This window comes from Pedobacter gandavensis (assembly GCF_032677645.1).
GTDB classification, from domain to species: Bacteria; Bacteroidota; Bacteroidia; order Sphingobacteriales; family Sphingobacteriaceae; genus Pedobacter; species Pedobacter gandavensis_A.
Genome location: NZ_JAVTSB010000002.1, coordinates 67,403 through 88,941, shown reverse-complemented (window position 1 = coordinate 88,941; position 21,539 = coordinate 67,403). Strand labels below are relative to the sequence as shown.

17 protein-coding genes and 1 tRNA gene are annotated in these 21,539 nt (G+C 40.1%); 4 read left to right on the top strand and 14 right to left on the bottom strand.

Translation table 11 applies throughout. From position 1 onward, the window contains the following. Positions 1-15 precede the first annotated feature (15 nt). The gene (gene recJ / locus R2Q66_RS03915; protein WP_316746695.1) at positions 16-1,716 is read right to left on the bottom strand and encodes a single-stranded-DNA-specific exonuclease RecJ; all 1,701 of its coding nucleotides are present in this window, start codon (positions 1,714-1,716) and stop codon (positions 16-18) included. Between the two features lie 178 nt (positions 1,717-1,894). Between recJ and R2Q66_RS03910 the strand changes: the two genes are divergently transcribed. Further along, a complete protein-coding gene (locus tag R2Q66_RS03910; RefSeq protein ID WP_316746694.1) occupies positions 1,895-2,659 on the top strand; it encodes an MBL fold metallo-hydrolase in 765 nt (254 codons plus the stop codon). Here the strand turns inward: R2Q66_RS03910 and R2Q66_RS03905 are convergent. The 5 genes from R2Q66_RS03905 to R2Q66_RS03885 all read right to left on the bottom strand — a co-directional run bounded on the left by R2Q66_RS03905 (position 2,646) and on the right by R2Q66_RS03885 (position 8,185). Continuing rightward, a complete protein-coding gene (locus R2Q66_RS03905; RefSeq protein ID WP_316746693.1) occupies positions 2,646-3,062 on the bottom strand; it encodes a response regulator in 417 nt (138 codons plus the stop codon). The genes R2Q66_RS03910 and R2Q66_RS03905 overlap by 14 nt on opposite strands. A gap of 142 nt (positions 3,063-3,204) precedes the next feature. Beyond that, positions 3,205-3,795, bottom strand: a complete 591-nt coding sequence (locus R2Q66_RS03900) for a YceI family protein (RefSeq protein ID WP_316746692.1) — start codon at positions 3,793-3,795, stop codon at positions 3,205-3,207. Between the two features lie 93 nt (positions 3,796-3,888). Then, entirely contained in the window at positions 3,889-6,768 is a 2,880-nt protein-coding gene (gcvP, locus tag R2Q66_RS03895) for an aminomethyl-transferring glycine dehydrogenase (protein ID WP_316746691.1), read from the bottom strand. Between the two features lie 75 nt (positions 6,769-6,843). Then, positions 6,844-7,416: a hypothetical protein gene (locus tag R2Q66_RS03890; RefSeq protein ID WP_316746689.1), complete on the bottom strand. Its 573-nt coding sequence runs from the start codon at positions 7,414-7,416 to the stop codon at positions 6,844-6,846. Positions 7,417-7,465: 49 nt separating this feature from the next. Then, positions 7,466-8,185, bottom strand: a complete 720-nt coding sequence (locus R2Q66_RS03885; RefSeq protein ID WP_316746688.1) for a pyridoxine 5'-phosphate synthase — start codon at positions 8,183-8,185, stop codon at positions 7,466-7,468. Positions 8,186-8,255: 70 nt separating this feature from the next. On the opposite strand from R2Q66_RS03885, the gene R2Q66_RS03880 reads away from it, so the two are divergent. Continuing rightward, entirely contained in the window at positions 8,256-9,833 is a 1,578-nt protein-coding gene (locus R2Q66_RS03880) for a mechanosensitive ion channel family protein (RefSeq protein WP_316746687.1), read from the top strand. Between the two features lie 94 nt (positions 9,834-9,927). Here the strand turns inward: R2Q66_RS03880 and ahcY are convergent, their stop codons facing one another. The 3 genes from ahcY to R2Q66_RS03865 form a co-directional block, all read right to left on the bottom strand. Further along, on the bottom strand, positions 9,928-11,244 hold the full coding sequence (gene ahcY, locus R2Q66_RS03875; RefSeq protein WP_316746686.1) for an adenosylhomocysteinase: 1,317 nt from the start codon (positions 11,242-11,244) through the stop codon (positions 9,928-9,930). A gap of 416 nt (positions 11,245-11,660) precedes the next feature. Then, positions 11,661-15,095: a pyruvate carboxylase gene (locus tag R2Q66_RS03870; protein WP_316746685.1), complete on the bottom strand. Its 3,435-nt coding sequence runs from the start codon at positions 15,093-15,095 to the stop codon at positions 11,661-11,663. Positions 15,096-15,209: 114 nt separating this feature from the next. Then, complete coding sequence (locus tag R2Q66_RS03865; RefSeq protein WP_316746684.1) at positions 15,210-16,073, bottom strand: type II CAAX endopeptidase family protein; 864 nt, start codon at positions 16,071-16,073, stop codon at positions 15,210-15,212. 300 nt (positions 16,074-16,373) lie between these two features. On the opposite strand from R2Q66_RS03865, the gene R2Q66_RS03860 reads away from it, so the two are divergent. Next, positions 16,374-17,465, top strand: a complete 1,092-nt coding sequence (locus R2Q66_RS03860) for a hypothetical protein (RefSeq protein ID WP_316746683.1) — start codon at positions 16,374-16,376, stop codon at positions 17,463-17,465. A 34-nt stretch (positions 17,466-17,499) separates the two neighbouring features. Here R2Q66_RS03860 and R2Q66_RS03855 read toward each other — a convergent pair whose 3' ends face one another. The 3 genes from R2Q66_RS03855 to R2Q66_RS03845 form a co-directional block, all read right to left on the bottom strand. Further along, the gene (locus tag R2Q66_RS03855) at positions 17,500-18,207 is read right to left on the bottom strand and encodes a hypothetical protein (protein WP_316746681.1); all 708 of its coding nucleotides are present in this window, start codon (positions 18,205-18,207) and stop codon (positions 17,500-17,502) included. Between the two features lie 41 nt (positions 18,208-18,248). Next, positions 18,249-18,743 (bottom strand): hypothetical protein, encoded by a 495-nt coding sequence (locus R2Q66_RS03850; RefSeq protein ID WP_316746680.1) that lies wholly within the window; start codon positions 18,741-18,743, stop codon positions 18,249-18,251. 189 nt (positions 18,744-18,932) lie between these two features. Next, positions 18,933-19,009: transfer RNA gene (locus tag R2Q66_RS03845), tRNA-Asn, on the bottom strand. Between the two features lie 328 nt (positions 19,010-19,337). Between R2Q66_RS03845 and R2Q66_RS03840 the strand changes: the two genes are divergently transcribed. Next, complete coding sequence (locus R2Q66_RS03840; RefSeq protein WP_316746679.1) at positions 19,338-19,748, top strand: BrxA/BrxB family bacilliredoxin; 411 nt, start codon at positions 19,338-19,340, stop codon at positions 19,746-19,748. Positions 19,749-19,839: 91 nt separating this feature from the next. On the opposite strand, the gene cdaA is transcribed toward R2Q66_RS03840, so the two are convergent. Both cdaA and folP read right to left on the bottom strand, forming a co-directional pair. Continuing rightward, positions 19,840-20,631 (bottom strand): diadenylate cyclase CdaA, encoded by a 792-nt coding sequence (gene cdaA / locus R2Q66_RS03835; protein ID WP_265843151.1) that lies wholly within the window; start codon positions 20,629-20,631, stop codon positions 19,840-19,842. Positions 20,632-20,658: 27 nt separating this feature from the next. Further along, entirely contained in the window at positions 20,659-21,516 is an 858-nt protein-coding gene (gene folP, locus R2Q66_RS03830; protein WP_316746678.1) for a dihydropteroate synthase, read from the bottom strand. Positions 21,517-21,539: the final 23 nt, after the last annotated feature.

Sequence of the window (21,539 nt, the reverse complement as noted above, 5' to 3'; positions counted from 1 at the left end):
TGGTACGAATGATCGCTAATTAATTTTTATTCCTTTGATGTTTAACTGTAAACGTCGCTGGTCTCTCCAAACGTTTTCTTCAATGGTATAACAAATGGAGAAAGGTAAGTTTGGTTGCAAGAGGGCTTCATATTCTGCCAACCCAAATCCAATGCTTTCAAAAATAACTGAATTTTGTTGTTTTATGTTCAATTTTAAATGTTTTGTCGCAACAACATGTGGCTTTCCTACCAGTGTTAATCCATGGCTCACAAAAACAGGGGTCGCGTTATGTGGCCCAAAAGGGGCCATCTGCGAGATAATCCGTTGAAATTTGCCATCAATTTGTGAGAATTGCAGCTCGGTATCAATCTTGATTTTCGGGCATAACATATCCTCAGTAATGGTAGAAGAGACAATTTGCTCAAATCTATCTGCAAAAGCGTCAATATTTTCCGGCTTCATGGTTAATCCAGCGGCAAACTTATGTCCACCAAATTGAACCATTAAATCCTGACATCCTAATAAGGCTTCATATAAGTCAAATCCCGGAACCGATCTTGCCGATCCGGTCAGTAGGCCATTAGACAAAGTAAGAACGATGGTTGGGCGGAAATATTTTTCCGTTAACCGGGAAGCAACAATTCCAATTACCCCTTTATTCCAGCTTTCATCGTAAATAACGGTTGTTTTTTTGTTGATTAAGATCTCGCAATCGGCGATGATGGCGAGTGCCTCAGCGGTAATCGTATGGTCTGTGGTTTTACGATCTGTATTCTGGAGGTTAATAAATTCACTTTGTTCCAGTGCCAGGTCATCTTCCGTACAAAGCAGCATTTTTACCGCCTCGTTGGCATGGTCCATTCTGCCGGCGGCATTGATTCTTGGCGCCAGGGTAAAGACCACATCGGTTAAGGTATAGTCTTTGTTTTTTCCGGAGATTTTCATCAGTGCGGCCAGTCCTTTCGAGGGATTGGTATTCAGCTTAATCAGCCCATGATAGGCTAATATCCGGTTTTCATCTTCAATAGGAACGATATCAGCGCCAATGCTTACCATCACCAGGTCCAGATATTGTTCGTATCCTGCTGCGGGTAATTGATGTTGGATACTATATGCCTGGGCAAGTTTAAAGCCAATGCCACAACCCGCAAGTTCTTTAAAAGGGTAGCTGCAATCCAGACGTTTTGGGTCCAGAATGGCTATTGCTGCCGGTAATTCATCACCTGGAAAATGGTGATCGCAAATGATGAAATCTACCCCTAAGGTATTGGCATAAGCTATTTTATCTACGGACTTGATCCCGCAATCGAGGGCGATGATCAGGGTGATTCCATGTTGTTTCGCGTAATCGATGCCTTGCGTAGAGATTCCGTAACCTTCTTTATGGCGGTCGGGGATATAATATTCGATCTGATCAGTAAACTGGCTGAAGAAACTGTAGGTCAGGGCAACAGAAGTAGTTCCATCCACATCATAATCACCATAAACCATGATTTTCTCCTGATTGCTCAGGGCGAGGTCAATTCTGGCAATGGCCTTATCCATGTCTTTCATGAGGAAAGGATCATGTAATTGGGTCATATCCGGACGGAAATAAGCTTTGGCTTCATCAAAAGAAGCGATGCCTCTTTGTACTAAAACCTCTGCTAAACTCTGATCTATATTTAATTGTTGTGCAAGCTCGCCTATGGTTTCAAAATCCTCATTTACTGCCTGCACCCATATTTTTTCCATTAGTGTCTCTTGTCTTTTAAACGAATTACCGATTGTTTGCCCCGGGTATTTCCGGATTGCTCAGGCCCTGGTCAACGGTTTTGACGCTGGTATGAACCGGATTTCGGCCAGGTTCCCTATCTTTGCAATGATTCGTAAATATATCATTTAATTATTTCTTCTTAAAATTACTACGCCATTGCAAGTTTTCACATTGTTCGAAGGGACCTATTCTGTTGATGCCACTAAAAAGTTTTTACCATTTAATCCTGCTGTAGATCAGCCAAAAGACCGTCCGGCATCCTTGTTTATCAATGTACAGCCATTTTTAGTAAAAATGGAAGATCAGTTGATTTTGTTGGACACGGGTTTGGGCTATAGCAATGCAGATGGGCAGTTGATCCTTCATGAGAACATTAAAAAAGCGGGTTTTAATCCTGAAGATGTGACATTGGTATTGATGTCTCATTTACATTTCGACCATTCCGGTGGGATGATTCATCATGTAGGTGATAAGATGGAATTGAGTTTCCCGAATGCAGTTTATGTTATTCAGCGTGGAGAATGGGAGAATGCCTTTACCAATACCTCTTCTTCTTACCATACCGAGATTTTCGAATACCTGCAACGCAACGCACAACTGGTGTTTATTGAAGGTTCAGGACAGTTTACTGCGGAGATCAGCTATGAACTTACGGGCGCACATACGCCATTTCATCAAACGTTTTTACTGGACGACGGAACGGATAAAGTATTTTTCGGGGGTGATGTATTGCCGGAGCCGGAAGAGTTACTTAGAAATTTTATCGCTAAATATGACTTTGACGGCAGAAAAGCAATGGAACTCCGTAAAGTTTTTGGGGAGAAGGCTGCGGCAGAAAACTGGAATTGCTTATTCTATCATGGCAAATCCAGGGCAACAGGTTTTATCAGCCTAACCGATGGGCAGTTTAAGATTCAGTAGACTGCTGTTCTACTATTTTAAATAATTCCGACAGGCGTTCGATCGAAAGTGGTTTAGAAATAAACCCTTTCACAGTCTGGTAGGTTTTCGCCTTTTCGATATCATTTTCGTATACGGAAGAGGACAGCATATACATGTCTATTTTCTGGTCGATATTCAGCGCTCCGTAAGCATCCAGAAATTCCCATCCATTCAGCACCGGCATATTGATGTCGATCAGGATCAGCTGAGGTAAGCTTTCCTGCAAAGAGAGCGTCATGTTGATATAATCAACCGCCATTTGTCCGTTTGTTTTGGCCACCATTTCTACGTTGTACCCCGTCTTTTCTACTATTTTTTTTATAATGAAGATATTAATGTCATCATCATCAATAACTAGTAGTTTAATTTTTGAGGTCATCATAAAATCCAAAGGGTAACTGTGAAAATTGTTGTGTAATATATAAAGTTATGAAATATATAGCTATGGTAGAAGCCATATCCGTCAAGTTACAAAAAAAAGGCCACTATATGATAATGGCCTTTTTTTTATAAGATAAAACTTATTATTTTTTTGCTACCAATTTAACGGAGAGCTCAAACTCATCATTAATCATTTTGTTTCCAATCTCAGGAAAAATAGTTTTCGATTTGAAGTTGATGTCATACTTAGTCCTGTCTACAATAATTTTGTCGGCAGTAGCAGTTACTGAACCGTCTGCATTCCATGCGATAGTAGCAGGGAAACTGATTGGTTTGGTAATGCCTTTAATGGTTAAGTCGCCTGTTACCGTTAGGTTTGCGCCATTTCCGGTAAAGCTTTTGACCACAAAAGTTGAAGTTGGAAATTTTTCAGTACCAAAGAAATCTTCTGATTTCAGGTGTTTCTCTAAGTTGGCACTATTGTCTGCATCTTTCAGACTGTTCATGTCCAGCACAAAATTACCACCAGCCAATTTCTTTCCATTGAAAGATAAAGTACCGGATTGTAAATTGATGGTTCCGTTATGACTACCGGTAAATTTTTTACCTACCCAGGTGATGGTAGATTTGGAAGCGTCCACTTTATAGGTGTCTGCTTTAAAAACCGGTGCAATAAATGCAGAGGTGGTCATCACTACTAAAAGCAGTGCTAATGAGGTTAACTTTAGTTTCATATCCTTGTTTAATAAATTAGGTAGAGGTCGGTTTAGACCTTTTAATACATCTAAGACGTAAATGTATTAAAAGGTTTAACCAACCAATAACTTTTAAACAGTTTCTTCTTCCATGTAACTTTCAATTGGCGGACAAGCGCATACCAATGATCTATCACCAAAGGAATCGTTTACTCTACCAACAGAAGGCCAGAATTTGAAAGCAGCAACGTAAGGAAGTGGGAAAGCAGCAGTTTGTCTGCTGTAACCATGATTCCACTCGTCAGCCGTTACAATTTTAGCGGTATGTGGTGCATTTTTCAATGGGTTATCAGTTTTATCTAAATCACCATTTTCAACTGCAGTTACTTCTTTTCTGATCGCGATTAAAGCATCACAGAATCTGTCTAACTCATGTTTCGGCTCACTTTCCGTAGGCTCAACCATTAGCGTACCCGCTACCGGGAAAGATACTGTTGGGGCGTGGAAACCGTAATCCATTAAACGTTTTGCAATGTCAACCACCTCGATACCGAAGTTTTTGAAGCCTCTGCAATCTAAGATCATTTCGTGTGCACAACGACCGTTTGCACCAGAGTACAATACCGGGTAATGAGTTTCTAAACGCGCTTTCATGTAGTTTGCGTTAAGAATTGCATTTTTCGTTGCATTCATCAATCCTTCGCCACCCATCATTGCGATGTATGCATGAGAGATTACTAAGATCGAAGCAGAACCCCATGGAGCTGAAGATACCGCAGGAATAGATTTTTCTTTGTTGATATCTACCACAGCGTGAGCAGGAAGGTAAGGAACAAGGTGTTTAGCTACACCGATTGGACCCATACCAGGACCACCACCACCGTGAGGGATACAGAAAGTTTTATGTAAGTTCAGGTGACAAACGTCAGCACCGATATTACCCGGGCTTGTTAATCCTACCTGTGCGTTCATGTTTGCGCCATCCATGTAAACTTGTCCGCCATTTTCATGGATGATGTTACAGATGTCGATGATACTTTCCTCAAATACACCATGTGTAGATGGGTAAGTTACCATTAAGCAAGAAAGGTTTTCTTTGTTCTCTTCAGCTTTTGCTTTTAAGTCAGCAACGTCAATATTTCCGTTTTCCAGAGATTTAACGATGATGATTTTCATGCCGGCCATTGCTGCAGAAGCAGGGTTTGTACCATGTGCAGAAGAAGGGATTAAAGCAACATTACGGTGATGATCACCACGATCCTGGTGGTAAGCTCTGATCACCATTAAACCTGCATATTCACCTTGAGCGCCAGAGTTTGGCTGTAAGCTCATGGCAGCAAATCCAGTGATTTCACTTAACCATCTGTCTAGCTCATTGAATACCGAGTAGTAACCCGCAACCTGATCTGCCGGAGCAAATGGGTGGATTCTACCGAATTCTGGCCAGGTTACCGGAATCATTTCTGTAGTTGCATTCAGTTTCATGGTACATGAACCTAAAGCAATCATAGAATGACAAAGAGAAAGATCTTTTGCTTCCAGCGATTTGATGTAACGTAACATCTCATGCTCAGAATGGTGTGAGTTAAATAACGGATGCGTTAAATAAGCAGAAGTACGTTGTAAAGCAGTTGGAATAACCGTTGCTGGATTTTCCTCAGACATTTCAACGCTATCAGCAGCGATACCTTTTACTTTAGCAAAGATTTTCACCAATAATTTCACATCCTCAAGGTCTGTAGTTTCATCTAAAGCGATGGTTACTACGCTACCGTTGTAGTTTAAGTTGATCTCATTGTCGATACATTCTCTGTGGATAGAATCAACAAGGTGACCAAGGTCTAACTGGATGGTATCAAAGTAAGATTTATTCAATTGCGTATAACCTGCTTTTTCTAATGATTCAGCTAAAGTTACCGTCAATCCATGCGTACGTTCTGCAATCAGTTTCAATCCTTTTGGACCGTGATAAACTGCGTAGAAACTCGCCATGATCGCTAATAATGCTTGTGCAGTACAGATGTTGGAAGTCGCTTTATCTCTACGGATATGTTGTTCCCTGGTTTGCAAAGCCATACGTAACGCATAGTTGTTATTGCTGTCGATCGTTACACCGATGATACGTCCCGGAATAGAGCGTTTGTACTCATCTTTAGTCGCGAAATAAGCAGCATGTGGACCACCAAAGCCCATTGGTACGCCAAAACGTTGGGTAGTACCTACCACAACATCAGCACCCCATTCGCCTGGAGGCGTTAATAAGGTTAAGCTTAAAAGGTCTGCAATTACAGTAACTTTTACGTTTACACCATGTGCAGCCTGAGCGAAACCAGTATAATCGAACACTTCACCATTACCAGCTGGATATTGAATAATTGCACCGAAGAAATCTTCGTTAAGCGCAACAGTCTGGTGATCACCGATCACTAATTCAATTCCAAAAGGATTGGCACGGGTTTTTAAAATGTCAATAGTTTGTGGGAAGATCAACTCAGAAACGAAAAATTTCGTTGCTTTTGAGTTTTTACGCAAACTGAACTGCATAAACATCGCTTCAGCAGCAGCAGTACCTTCATCCAATAGCGAAGCATTTGCGATTTCCATTCCAGTAAGGTCAATTACTAAAGTCTGGAAATTTAACAAGGCTTGTAAACGACCTTGAGCAATCTCTGCCTGGTAAGGCGTATATTGAGTATACCATCCTGGATTTTCCATCACGTTACGCAAGATTACTCCTGGCGTAGTCGTGTCGTAGTATCCCTGACCGATATAAGATTTAAATACTTTGTTTAAGGAAGCAGTTTTCTTTAAGCTGCTTAGGTAATCCTTTTCAGATTTCGCCTTTGGCAGGTTTAATGGCTGTTTTAACCGGATCGATTGTGGAACCGTTTGTTCAATTAATTCGTCAACAGAACCCAAACCAAGGGTTTCTAACATGGCATTGGTATCCTCTGTGTTAGGAGCAATGTGACGATCTTTAAAGTCTTCTTTGTAATGAATATTTAAGCTCATGAAATCTATATATAAAAAGTTCCGCAAAGGTAATAAAAAATACACTTAGCTCTAAGCGGAATTGATCATATATCGCTATTCTCCAACGAGTATCCAGCCGCTATCTTTTTTATACTTTAATTTATAAGATTTAGTAATGTAGTTACTTGCTGTCCCTTTGTCTCTCAGTAAGATAGCGAAATCATTAGGTTCCTTTTTTAAAGATACGGTGACACGCGCAACCTTGGAATCACCCTTGATCATGGTGATCGGTTTTTCGGAATCCATCACATAATCCAGGGCACGTAGCGTAGCCTGCGATACATTCTGTTTTAAAATGTAGGGTTTACTTTTGTCCGTTAAAGCAATTTTATAGGTAAATACGCTGTCTTTCGACAGGAATTTCTTTTTCTGACCCTGGAGTTCGAGCGCTACTAAACCCTTTTCCTCCAGGCTCTTGTATTTTGTCAGTTCTAACTTGTCTTGCTTACTCTTAAACCTGATTTCTCCAACTTCCATTTTTGCCGTTTCATAAACCGGATTGGTTTTTAGGTAGGCCGCGATCACATCGGTTGCGGTGCTTTCATCCAGATTTTCTGCGGCGCCTTTACAGCCCGTAATCAACAAAAGAAATAATGCGGAAATGGTTAAGAGGTTCAGGTTTTTCATAAGAGGGCTTGTTTTTCAGGGCCTATGAATGGATCATAAGCCCTTTTATTTAGTTTTGTAATTGACGAAGGTACATTTGTATGGTGTTTTCTAATCCAAGGTATAGGGCATCGCTGATTAAGGCATGGCCGATACTAACTTCCAGTAATCCCGGGATATTAGCCGCAAAATATTTCAGATTTTGTAAGTCCAGATCATGACCGGCATTGATGCCTAAGCCTAATGTATTTGCGGTTTTCGCAGCGGCGATATAAGGTTTAATGGCCTCCTCGCGGTTCTGATGAAAATGACGGGCATAGTCTTCCGTGTACAATTCAATACGGTCTGTACCACTTTCGGCAGCCGCTTTTACCATTTCTTCTACCGGATCTACGAAGATAGAAACGCGGATGCCTGCCGTTTGAAACAACTGCACCATTTCTTTCAGGTAGTCTTTATGTTTGATGGTATCCCAGCCATGGTTTGAGGTAATTTGTCCTTCAATATCAGGGACTAAAGTAACCTGTGCAGGTTTATTGGCCAATACCAGGTCTACAAATTTCTGCTCTTTACAGTTGCCTTCAATGTTAAATTCTGTAGCAATCACTGCTTTTAAGTCGAAGACGTCCTGGTAACGGATGTGTCTTTCGTCCGGACGCGGGTGTACCGTGATGCCCTCTGCTCCAAAGCGCTCACAATCTAACGCTACCTTTACTAAATCCGGATTATTTCCCCCGCGACTGTTTCTTAAAGTCGCAATTTTATTGATGTTTACAGATAAATTTGCCATGAGGTAAAAATAGCAGATTATTTCCTTATTTTGCTCTAAGCAATGCTCCTAATTTCTTAAGCCATTTTCCATGAAGTTTCTTTTTACATTTCTATGCCTGTTGAGTTTACAAAGCCTGGTACAGGCACAGGAAGTAAAGTCGGGGCCGAAGGGTTTCCCTGTGGTAGCACACCTGGACACGTTGTTTTTTATTCAGAATAGGTTAGGCTCGCTGTCGGCAAAAGAACGTGCCGAAAGAACTTCCGAAAAAGTGAGTAAACTGGCCGACGATCTGTTGTTTGTGGCCGATTCGGTGAAGGTGGTCAAAGATTCGCTGGTGATGGATATCGATTATAAAGGCGATATCTTGATGAGCTTGTCTAGCCTGGATGCCGATTCTGTAAATATGGATAAGGAGGTGCTGGCTAAAACCTACCGCCAGATCATCGTAGATAATGTATTGCAGTATAAAAAGGAAACCAATGTGGTAGAGCTGTTGAAGCGTGCCGGATTAGGGATTCTGATCTTATCGGTGCTTGGCGCCTGTCTTTTTTACCTGAACAAGTTTTTCAACCGCTTTCGTGGCTGGATCAGTAAAAGACTCCATAAGAAGCTGAGTCAGCTGAGGATCAAAGATTATGAGCTGATCAACAAGAAAAATGAACTTGCACTGATCAATAAGGTACTGCATCTGGTGAAATTTGTACTGATGTTTTTGCTGGTCTATCTGACCTTGCCATTGGTATTCCGCCTTTTCCCATGGACAAAACCATTGGGCGATCATTTGATGAATTTTGTGCTCAATCCACTCAGAAACATGGTTTCTGCGGTGATTGATTTCATCCCCAATCTGATTGCGATTCTGATGATTTTCTTCGTTTTTCATTATATCAAAAAGCTGATTAAATTCTTAGCAGAAGAGATTGAATCGGAAAAACTGAAGATCAATGGCTTTTATCCGGACTGGGCAAAACCGACCTATAATATCATCAAGATTGTGTTGAGTGCGTTTATGGTGGTGGTGATCTGGCCTTTTATTCCGGGCTCGAATTCGGAGATTTTTAAGGGGGTATCGGTGTTTTTAGGGGTACTGATCTCTTTTGGATCTTCTTCCGCAATCAGCAATGGGGTAGCCGGGATGGTGATTACCTATATGCGGCCTTTCCGGGTTGGCGATGTCGTAAAAATCGGTGACATTACCGGTGCGGTTCTGGAGAAATCTTTATTGGTGACCAGGTTAAAGACGATTAAAAATGAAATCATTACGATTCCCAACAGTGCGATTCTGAATGGGAATACGGTAAACTATACGAGCTTATGTGTAGATGATGGCTTGATTATCCATACCACGCTTACTTTGGGCTATGATATTCCCTGGCCTAAAATCCATGAATTGCTGATCAATGCGGCATTGGCTACAGAAGGGGTGATCAAAGAGAAACAACCTTTTGTGTTGCAAACCAGCCTGGACGACTGGTACGTTTCTTATCAGCTCAATGCTTATGTATCCAGACCCGATATTATGGCGGTGATTTATTCGGAACTCCATAAAAATATTCATGAGGCTTTTGATGCGGCAGGGGTAGAGATCATGTCGCCACATTACCAGGCCATCAGAGACGGTAATGCCAGTACTTTACAGCAAAAAGAAGCGCCGGCCGGTTCTTAAGGTCATAAAAAAAAGGGATGTTGCTTTTTTGAAACAACATCCCTTTTATATTTAAGGATTCATCAGATTTTCATCCTTTGAATACCCGTTTTACTTAGTATCTGTAAGCCTCAGGTTTGAATGGACCTTCTACAGGAACACCAATGTAATCTGCCTGGTGCTGATCTAGAACGTCTAATTCTACACCGATTTTAGCTAAGTGTAAACGTGCTACTTTCTCATCAAGATATTTAGGAAGCACATAAACTTTGTTCTCATAGTTTGCAGTGTTAGTCCACAATTCTAATTGAGCTAAAGTCTGGTTAGTGAATGAGTTAGACATTACGAAACTTGGGTGGCCAGTAGCACAACCTAAGTTTACCAAACGTCCTTCAGCCAATAAGATGATATCTTTACCGTCAATGGTATATTTATCAACCTGTGGTTTGATCTCAATTTTAGTATCACCATAGTTAGTATTTAACCAGGCTACGTCGATCTCATTGTCAAAGTGACCAATGTTACAAACGATTGCTTTATCTTTCATTAATCTGAAATGTTCTGCACGAACGATATCACAGTTACCAGTTGTAGTAACGATAATGTCAGCTTCTTTAACAGCAGTAGCAAATTTCTTCACTTCATAACCTTCCATTGCAGCTTGTAATGCACAGATTGGATCAATTTCAGAAACAATCACACGTACACCCTGTGAGCTTAATGATTCCGCAGAACCTTTACCCACATCACCGTAACCTGCAACAACAGCAACTTTACCAGCCATCATGACGTCAGTTGCACGACGGATCGCATCAACCAATGACTCACGGCAACCGTATTTATTGTCGAATTTAGATTTAGTTACTGAATCGTTAACATTGATCGCAGGTAAATGTAAAGTACCATTTTTCATGCGCTCATATAAACGGTGAACACCAGTAGTCGTTTCTTCAGAAAGACCTTTGATATCCGCAATCAGCTCAGGGAATCTATCGAAAACCATGTTGGTTAAATCACCACCATCGTCTAAGATCATGTTTAATGGCTGACGTTCCGGACCGAAATGTAAAGTTTGCTCAATACACCAATCGAAATCTGGTTCGTTAAGACCTTTCCAGGCGTAAACCTGAATACCAGCAGCAGCAATTGCAGCAGCAGCATGATCTTGTGTAGAGAAGATATTACATGATGACCAGGTTACTTCTGCACCAAGTTCTACTAAAGTTTCGATCAAAACCGCAGTCTGGATCGTCATGTGTAAACATCCTGCGATGCGTGCACCTTTTAATGGTTTTGAAGGACCGAATTCTTCGCGCAATGACATTAGACCAGGCATTTCTGCTTCTGCTAGTCCAATTTCTTTACGACCCCATTCCGCCAGTGAAATGTCCTTTACTTTATACGGGACATAAGTTGTCTCTACTGATGACATATTTCTATATTTAAGTGATTAAATGCAAACTAGTTACCTTGTTCTTTATAGGTAGGCTGAAGTTTTACAGCGGTCCTTTTTGTAAACAGGCTAATTATGCGACAAAATTACACAATAGTTTGGCCAAATTCAAAAGCTGGAACTTTAAAGAATTCGCTGGACTGTAATATAACCTTTGGATGGCAATAAATACGCTGATTGTGTTCCTGTATTGGTCGGAAAGAGTGTTTTTTCTGGATAGGGTTGCTGTAAGTCCAGGAAAGGGTTCAGTTACTTATAGGTACAGCAAACTATGAGCAAGATATGAGGGCATTGTACGATACCCCTTTGCAATATGCCACTCTTCCCGACTACAACCCGACCACTACCGGAGTCCAACGTATATTCATTTTTTAAGGCGTCATTTGTTCGGTTTTTTAAAGTTCAAGGACCAGGTCATCCGTATTGACAATCGTGCCTTCGGTTAAAACAACGGTCCTCACCACGCCATCTGCTATGGCCGTAATATTCGATTCCATTTTCATCGCCTCAATCATAAACAGGGCCTGGTTTTTCTTCACCTGATCACCTTCTTTTACGAATACCTTCGATAGTAATCCCTGTAATGGAGAGCCGATCTGTGCAGGATTCATCTTGTCTATTTTACGATTTTCCTTTCTGGTGACCTGGATAGATTTATCCAGAATTTCAATATTGCGCGTTTGCCCATTCAGTTTAAAGAACACGGTACGCATGCCTGTATCATCCGCCGGGCCAATGGATAGCAAACGAATCAGTAAGGTTTTTCCTTTGGCAATCTCAAGTGTGGTTTCCTCTCCAGGCTTCATACCATAAAAGAAATAGGGTGTTGGAATTACAGAAACATCGCCATATAACCTGAAAATCCTGATTGCCTCTGCCGTTACTTTAGGGTAAAACTTGTAGGCCAGGTACATGGTATAGTTTAAATCACTACCGAAATCCTGCTTAAATGTTTCGAATTCGGCTTCTAAATTCAGGGCCTCCAGGTGTTTATTCGGCCGGTCGGTAAATGGCGTTTTTCCTTTCAGCAGGATCTTTTGTAAGGCTTGAGGAAAACCTCCTGTTGGCTGACCGATTTCACCCATAAAAAAGGAAACGACCGATTCCGGGAAAGCAAGTTGCTCTCCTCTGGTAAACACATCTTCAGGACTAATGTCGTTGGCCACCATAAACTGGGCCATGTCGCCAACTACTTTAGAGCTTGGTGTGACCTTCACAATATCACCAAATAGGGTGTTCACCTCCGCATAACGTTGTTTGATGAGTTCAAATTTATCACCTAAACCCAGTGCAATAGTCTGAGGTTTTAGGTTTGAATATTGGCCCCCTGGTATTTCATGCTCATAAACTTCAGCTGAGCTAGCTTTTAATCCGGATTCAAATGGATAATAGTGCTCTCTTACCGTTTCCCAATAGTTTGAATAGGCATTTAATGATTTGATATCATAAGGGTTTTCCCGTTCATGAAAGCGCATCATTTCTACAATGGAATTGAAGTTGGGCTGTGCAGTACTGCCGGATAATGCCCCGAGGGAGCAGTCGATAACATCAACACCTGCTTCAATGGCCATCAGGTAGGTTGCGGGTTGCAGGGAAGAGGTGTCGTGGGTATGTAAGTGAATTGGTATTTTCACGGTATCCTTAAGTGCTTCAATTAAAATTTTGGCAGCATATGGTTTCAGTAAGCCCGACATGTCTTTGACCCCCAGAATGTGACTTCCTGCATTTTCGAGATCTTTGGCCAGTTTTAAATAATATTCCAGATTATATTTATTGCGTTTAGGATCAAGAATATCACCGGTATAACAAAGTGCACCTTCTGCAAGGCCATTGGTTTTTTTGCGTACCATTTCAATGCAGGGGGCAATGTTCTCCATCCAGTTTAAGGAATCAAAGATTCTGAAAATATCTACTCCTTTTTCCCAGCTCTTCTCCACAAAAGATTCAATCAGGTTATCGGGGTATGCTGCATAACCAACGCCATTGCAACCACGGATGAGCATTTGAATTAATATATTGGGCATTGCAGCACGTAATTTTTCCAGTCTACGCCATGGATCTTCATGTAAAAAGCGCAGGCAAACATCAAAGGTTGCTCCGCCCCAGGCCTCCATGCTAAAGGTTTGGGGGTGATGCTTAGCAAAGCCTTCTGCCACTTTTAGCATATCATAAGTACGCATTCTGGTGGCTAGCAAAGACTGATGCGCATCTCTGAATGTCGTGTCTGTATAATGTATTTTCTTTTCCGCTTTAAGCCATTTAGAGAATTCTTCAGGTCCGAGTGCTGTTAACAGATCTTTGCTGCCCTTTGGGTACGATTGCACATCGACTTTTGGTACGACTGGTTTTTCCAGTCGTTTATTATCGTCAACGGCAAGTACGTCTGGGTTGCCATTTACTGAAACCTCTCCCAGATAGGTCAAAATACGCGTTCCGCGATCCAGACCCTTTTTACTTTCAAAAAGTTCAGGGTGCTCCTGTATAAAATTTACTGTGGCCTTTCCCTGTATAAAGATGGGGTGGCTGATCAGACTTTCCAGAAACTCAACATTGTTTTTTACTCCGCGAATCCTGAATTCTCTTAAGGCTCTGTGCATTTTCCTTGCTGCATCTTCCAGGCTACGGCCACTGGTGCTGACTTTGACCAGCATGGAATCAAAAAACGGACTGATTTTCATCCCTGGATAAGTGCTCCCTTCGTCTAGCCTGATGCCAAATCCGGTTGCATTTCTATAGGTAATCAGGGTTCCGTAATCGGGTTTGAAATTATCAGCAGGGTCTTCTGTCGTAATGCGGCATTGCATTGCAAATCCGTTACAAGAGATAGATTCCTGACTTTTAATACCCAATTCCGGGTCAGACAGGTGGTAACCGTCTGCTATAAACAACTGTGTTTTGATCAGGTCAATGCCTGTTATCATCTCTGTAACGGTATGTTCTACCTGAATCCGGGGGTTTACCTCAATGAAATAAATGGCTTCCTGTTCATCAATTAAGAATTCCACTGTTCCTACATTGTTATACTTTACAGCTTTTGCAATGGAGGTCGCATAGAGGTAAAGCTGATCTTTGGTTTGCTGGCTTAAATTTAAGGAGGGTGCAACTTCAACGACTTTTTGAAAACGACGCTGCACAGAACAGTCGCGTTCATAGAGGTGTACCACCTCTGCATAGTTATCGGCAACAATCTGGACCTCTATATGTCTTGGCCGATTGATAAACTTTTCAAGAAATACAGTGTCATCACCAAAAGCATTCTTCGCTTCACTACGCGCTTCAAAGAAACTCTTTCTGAGCTGTTCCTCGTTGTGTGCAATCCGCATTCCACGTCCGCCGCCGCCAAAAGCAGCTTTGATCATTAGCGGATATCCAATCTGGTTGGCCTCGGATAAAGCCAGTTCAATAGTGTCCAGATCTACTTCACTGCTTTCAATGATGGGCAAGCCTGCAGATTTAGCCACCTTTTTTGCAGTAACTTTATCTCCCAATGCTGCCATGACATCAGGTCTGGGACCGATAAATATGATGCCGTTCGCTGCACACTGCGCAGCAAATTCCTCGTTTTCCGATAAAAAACCATATCCCGGGTGTATGGCATCTGCCTCGCAATATTTTGCCATGGCAATGATTCCTTTGATGTCGAGGTAAGGTTTTAAGGGTTCATGGTCTGAGCCAATCTGATAAGCTTCATCAGCTTTGTACCTGTGTAGGGAGTACCTGTCTTCGTAGGTGTAAACAGCCACTGTCTGGATGTTTAGCTCACTGCAAGCCCGTTCAATACGAATAGCGATTTCACCGCGATTGGCAATTAACACTTTCTTAATGTTCATAGTCTGGTTGTAGGTATAAACCAAAAATATTACATTCTTCTTGAATTTATTCTATCCAAATTAATTTATTATCAGTTAGTTATGTTGTATAAGTTACACTATCCGGGCGGCTTTTTATTGATTTAGAGGAGGGGGTGTATCAGGTAATGAGCGGTCATGAAGTATTAAGGGTTCGGGGTTTTCTGGGATCAGTTTTGTGTTTTTATTTACGTAATAAAGAGATAGCCCAAATAAGATCAGAGATGTGATGATGACAGGATAGGTAAAACTGCCATATAGCTGAGCTCCGGTATTGGTAATGCTTCCGTATTTATAGTTTATAAACAGTGCAAGCTGGCTGGAGAAATTGGCCATAAAATGCATTGCCATTACGGTGCCCAAACTTTTCGTTTTGTAGTAAATCCAACCTAAAAACAGCCCGGTGAGTAAAGCGATAATAATTTGTATCGGCTTCCCATGAACGAGCCCAAATAAAACTGCGGAAACAATAATGGCGAATTTTGGTGAATAATTAACCAGGAATCCTCTTAAGATGATCCCGCGGAATATGATCTCTTCAAATAACGGCGCTAAAATCAAGGAACCAAGCAAAACGGGCATCCGGTCGAAAGGGTTAATCAATACCGGGTTTTTAGTAATCAATATCGGAATGGCCCGAAAATTATTGGATAGGGTTTCAGATAAAGGGAAACTGAATCCGATGTCGTAAAAAAAGACGCAGGCCATCAGGAGTGGTAACGGAACCAGATTACTGATTTTAAAATTTAAATCAAGTGCTATTTTTCTTCTGCTGTTTATAAAATAGGCTAGCCCGATGATTATTGAACAAAGAATGATGAAAAGAATCGTGTTTTTGATATCGGAAGTAAAATTAATATTCTTGTTTTCTAGTAAAAAGAAAAAAGGAGTGCTAGAGAGCATTCCCATGATAATTAATCCAATAGATTGTAAAATGGTATTAGGAAATAGTTTTTTCATAAAAGCATTGTGGTTCTGTTTGATAGGTTAAGGTAGTTCGGTATTGATGATATTTTTTGTTTTTTTTATTAAAATAGATAAGGGGACTAAACTAGTGTTATTTACTTCAGCTCAGAACAACTGTAGCTTGTATTTTACAAGGGCGTCTGACTGTGATTAGAATGGGGTAGGAATATATATTTTCTATATTTACAAGTACGCTTACAAATAATATATATGATGATCCCCCGGTATCTTTTCCTTTTATTTACAGTGTTTTTATTTTCCTGCAAGGCTCAGGTTAAAACAGATCTTACTAAATTGACTCTTGAAGAGCCAATTACAAACCTCATAGATTTCAAGGATAAGCATGTAATCGGTGTAGAAACTGTGGAATATCCTTTTTCCTTATTTATTGAGGTAGAAAATGGATCGAAATTTAGTTTCGATGGCATAGACTTAAAAGATCAGAAAGTATTATTTCAGGTCAATGCCGAAGCGCTTAAAACAGACAGTATTACCAAAGCTGGAGGTGGGCATATCAACGTTGAATCTTTTGAAAATAAGGAAAAACTAGATTCAGTGCTGACTAAATATAAGGCAGATCAGGTGATCTACGGTTTTAGGGTGGTCATGGAAGATAAAAATCTGCAAAAAGAGCTTTTAAAGAAAATTGAAAGTAAATATGGCAAAGGCACTAAAAACCCCAACACCGATAATGGACTATATTGGAATTTAAAAAAGGAACATCAGTATATCTTTTTTGCACCTGATTATGACCGCCTGATTGTTTTAAACAATACAAACCTGTCAAAAACATGCTACTGGGATTTAATGAATGGTTCCATTGATTTTGGAGGTTGTGATAAAGAGGTTTACAGTAAAGAATTGATGAAAAACACCAGAAAAGTAGCTGATGTAAAAGAAAAACCGACGCTGGTAATAGATCAAAACTGGAACCTTGATGGCTTGGTGTTGGGGAAGTCCAATGAAACCGATTTTGTGAAATCAAGCCTGAATCAATCTTTCGAGCGCACATTGATGTGGGATGATGCGCATCCGCAGGTGATTTATGAAAACAATACGAACCATATTTTTCTCCAGTTTACACTGAATAATGGTGGCGCCGAAAATCAAAAGGTCAATATTTTAGAAGGTTATTATATCGAGGATTTTAACCAGGTAAAGGTCTCGTTCCAAAACGGGATAAAACCTTTTTCCAGAAAAGTTGATGTCATGAAGCTGATTGGGAAGGATCAGATTGTAGACTATGATGAGGTTAAATTTGCCGATTACCTCGAAATCAAAAATCCAGACTATCAGGTTAAACTGTTGTTTTCGCATGATAAAGACATCAATAAAGAGTTGTTCGAGAAAATCTATGTGACAAAAAAACCTCCATTTAAACCTTAATTCACATCAGCTACCATATTCAGCTAACGCTTTATTATCTTTTAATAGGAGGGATGCGATTTTTCTCTTTACACACTATAGAACGTAATGAATCTGGATAAATACGGCTATTGTTTTGTAAAACAATGAGTGTATCTAATTGATATTCATAATCTACTCCAGCGGAATATTTTACATTTGATATTTTTGTAATATGTACCGCATCACTTTTTACTTTAAAAGCCATTAAGTACGTTCCATACATCGGACTGCCAAAATCAAATACACCTGCTGTTTTTGATGTTTTTTTTATGGTTAAATATGAATTTGCTTGATTCAGATCATAAGCATCTCTAACATCATTGTCAAGAATAGCTATTGCGGATATCTTAAAGGACTTTTTGCTTAAAGTATTTAAAACTGTAATGTTATCCTTTGAAAATCTCAGCTCTCCTGTTTTATAGAACCTGGAAACCGTATCATTAAACACTTTAAATTTTATTTTTTCATTATAAATGGTCACCGGTTTTTTTTCCGGTGCTTCCCATGCTCTGAATAAAATAGTATCCCCTTTTGCAACTTTTTGAGTTGCTATTAAATCATAAATAAAATTTGGATCATTTGAATCGGTTACAATCGCACGTTTGCTAGTCTCTTGCTCCTTTCTAGTGATCAATTCATTTTTTTTAGAAGTAATGATTGTTTTATTGCAAGAAAGCAGCAAAATAATCAAAACACTACTTTTTAGAATTGTAGTTTTCATAATCAAAAAGAGTTTCTTTTCCTGGGCTGACATAAATCCACCTAATATTTATACACGCGAAACCTGCCGGTTTTTTTATCAGTATCAGTTATGATTTCATTTTCCAAAACTTTGAAAACTCGTATGGTATCAACGTTGTCCAAAATCCAATTGTTTTTTTTATCAATCTTAATCGTATAATTAAGTGCTGCTCCTTCAATAGGCAAATAACCTCTAAAATAGTTTCTTGAATGCGGTATTAACCCCTCAGACCCTGCTGTGTATAAATACAAACATTTGCCTTCATTATCATAGATTATTTTTTTTTCAATAACACATCTTTCGCCATCTATTAGCGTAATGTTGCCTTCTGAATAAGTTCCTTCACCTTCTTCAAAAACAATTAGTTTTTCATGAATCTTAGTTACGTCTTTTAAATCAGGCTTACTTGCACAGCCAAGTGTTAAAGTAATTGCAAAAATGAATATTGATTTTTTCATATTTATTGATTTTTTAAGACGCTTCATCTGTTCTGCAACATGAGCTCTTTTCTCCATGAATATAGGAATAGATATACGTTCCGACGCTTTAATGATAAAATCAAAAGCTGATTATACACTAATATGAAGTTATCTTGAATATAAGATTCTATAAACTTGCCTGCCAAAATTTCCGCAGGCGCAGATTTTTGGTTTTAGTTTAAAACCAAAAAAGCCTCTCAGTTTTCACTGAAAGGCTTTCTACTTTGGCTCCCTCTGCTGGGCTCGAACCAGCGACCCTCTGATTAACAGTCAGATGCTCTAACCAGCTGAGCTAAGAAGGAGTACTGGCTACCAAAATAAACGGCTTTTTGAAGCTTTAAAACAACATTAAGTTTCGTTCGTTTTGGGAATGCAATATTAGGGGTTTTTCTCCGATTATAAAAGTACAACCGTAAGTTTTTTTTAGATTTTGAATTAAGCCCCTAATTCTGTGTGGATTAAAATTCAGTTTTTATTTTCTGAAAACCTCCGGAATGAGGCTGAGCGCCATAAAACCGATAAAATCAAAGTAATTGAAAGGTCAAATCAGAGGCAATACCGGGGTATTTCTTTGATGCTAATGACCGTTGCTGTACATTTGTATGGATTAACGAATTAAAGAAAGAAAATATGTATCCTGAATATTTAGTAGAACCAATGCGTGCTGAACTTACTAAAGTAGGTTTTGCAGAAATGAAAACTGCAGAAGATGTAGACAATGCAATTACTGCTGAAGGTACCGTGTTTGTCGTGGTAAACTCTGTTTGTGGTTGTGCAGCAGCAAATGCTCGTCCGGCAGCAAGATTAGCAGCAGCTAATGAAAAACATCCTGATAGATTGATTACTGTTTTTGCAGGTATGGAAAAAGAAGCAGTAGACAGAGCTAGAGGTTATATGATGCCTTTCCCTCCATCTTCACCAGCAATGGCTTTATTCAAAGATGGTAAATTGGTTCACATGATCGAACGTCACCAGATTGAAGGCAAACCAGCACAAATGATCGCTGATAGCTTAATCGGTGCTTTTGACCAATATTGCTAGTCGGTACAAAATATGATATTATAAAACAGGGGCTGGTTTCTATGAAACCAGCCCCTGTTCTTTTTGCGGCAATATTTCTGTTGCCTGAGATTTAAAAATCCTTGTTAAGTAGCTTTTCCAGCTCTCCGAAAGAGACATTCATCCGAACTCTCCCTTGTTTCGCATAAGCGATTTCGCCGGTTTCTTCTGAAATGATTACCGCAACGGCATCTGTTGTTTCGGAAACACCGATCCCAGCTCTGTGGCGTAAACCAAATTGCGGAGGTAGCTTGTCATTGTCTGTTAAAGGCAAAATACAACTGGCACTTTTGATCTTATTTTCGGCAATGACTACCGCGCCATCGTGCAGCGGACTATATTTCTGAAAGATACTTTCCAGTAATCTTTTGGAGATTTTTGAATCAATGATCTCACAGCTATTGGCAAAAAGCTGGTCGTCATAAAACTTTACAAACACGATTAAAGCACCTGTCCTTGATTTTTTCATGCTTTTACAAGCATCAATGATGGGCTTAATACGCACTAAATTGTCTCTTTCGATGTTTTTACTACCGAATAGATAACCCCACCAGGCTTTATTTTGCTGTAAAAAGGTGTTTTTCCCAATTAAAAGTAGGAATCGCCGGATTTCCGGCTGGAAAATCACAATCAAGGCGATAATCCCCACACTCATAAATTTGTTGATAATGGTAGAAAGTAACCTCATGTTGAGCTGCTCTACCGCAAACCAGATGATCAGAATGATCAGCATTCCCAGCAGTAAATTGACCGCCAGCGTGTTTTTAATCAGGTTATAGATATAATAAATAAGGAGCGCGACAAATATAATGTCCACCACATCCGTTAATGATACTCTTAGAAAATCGAAATCAAATCCTTTCATTATGCCCAAGTTAGCTATTTTTTGATATTAATGCGACCTGGTCTTTTCCACAAGGGCAATACACTCCGCTGCGGCTTTCACATCATGCACCCTCAGGATTCCTGCGCCTTTCATCAGGGCAATGGTATTCAGAATTGTGGTTCCGTTTAAGGCTTGCTGTGGATCATTCCCTAAAAAGTTATAGATCATCGATTTTCTGGAGAATCCTACCAATAATGGTAATTCGAAAATATCCAGGTCTTGCAGCTGGTTCAGCAATTGGTAATTTTCGTCGGTTGTTTTGGCAAAACCAAAGCCCGGATCGAGGATGATATCTTTTACACCTAGTTTTTTTAGCGTCGCTATTTTTTCGGAAAAGTAATCAATCAGGTCTAGTCCGATGTTAGAATAACCGGTTTGCTGTTGCATATTTTGCGGTGTTCCCCGCATGTGCATCAAAATATATGGAACCTGTAAATCCGCTGCGGTCTGGAACATCGCCTCATCCAGTTCTCCACCGGAAATATCGTTGATCAGATGTGCTCCGGCCTCCACACTTTCCTTTGCCACTCTCGCCCGGAAAGTATCAATAGAAAGCCATGCTTCAGGAAATTTTTTACTGATGATTTCTACAATAGGCACCATTCTACTCAGTTCCTCTTCCTCGCTTACTTCCGCAGCACCAGGGCGTGAAGAATAAGCGCCAATATCGATAAACTTAGCGCCCTCATTTAGAAATGTTTCCGTTCGTCTTAAGGCATCATCAACATTGTCGACTCTGCTGTTATTATAAAATGAATCCGGTGTAAGGTTGAGGATTCCCATCACTGTGGGCTTGCTGATATCTACAAGCCTGCCTTGCAGGTTTAGTGTGGTTTTTGGGTTTAAAAATGTATCTTTAGCCATCGTATAAAACAAAAATACGGTAT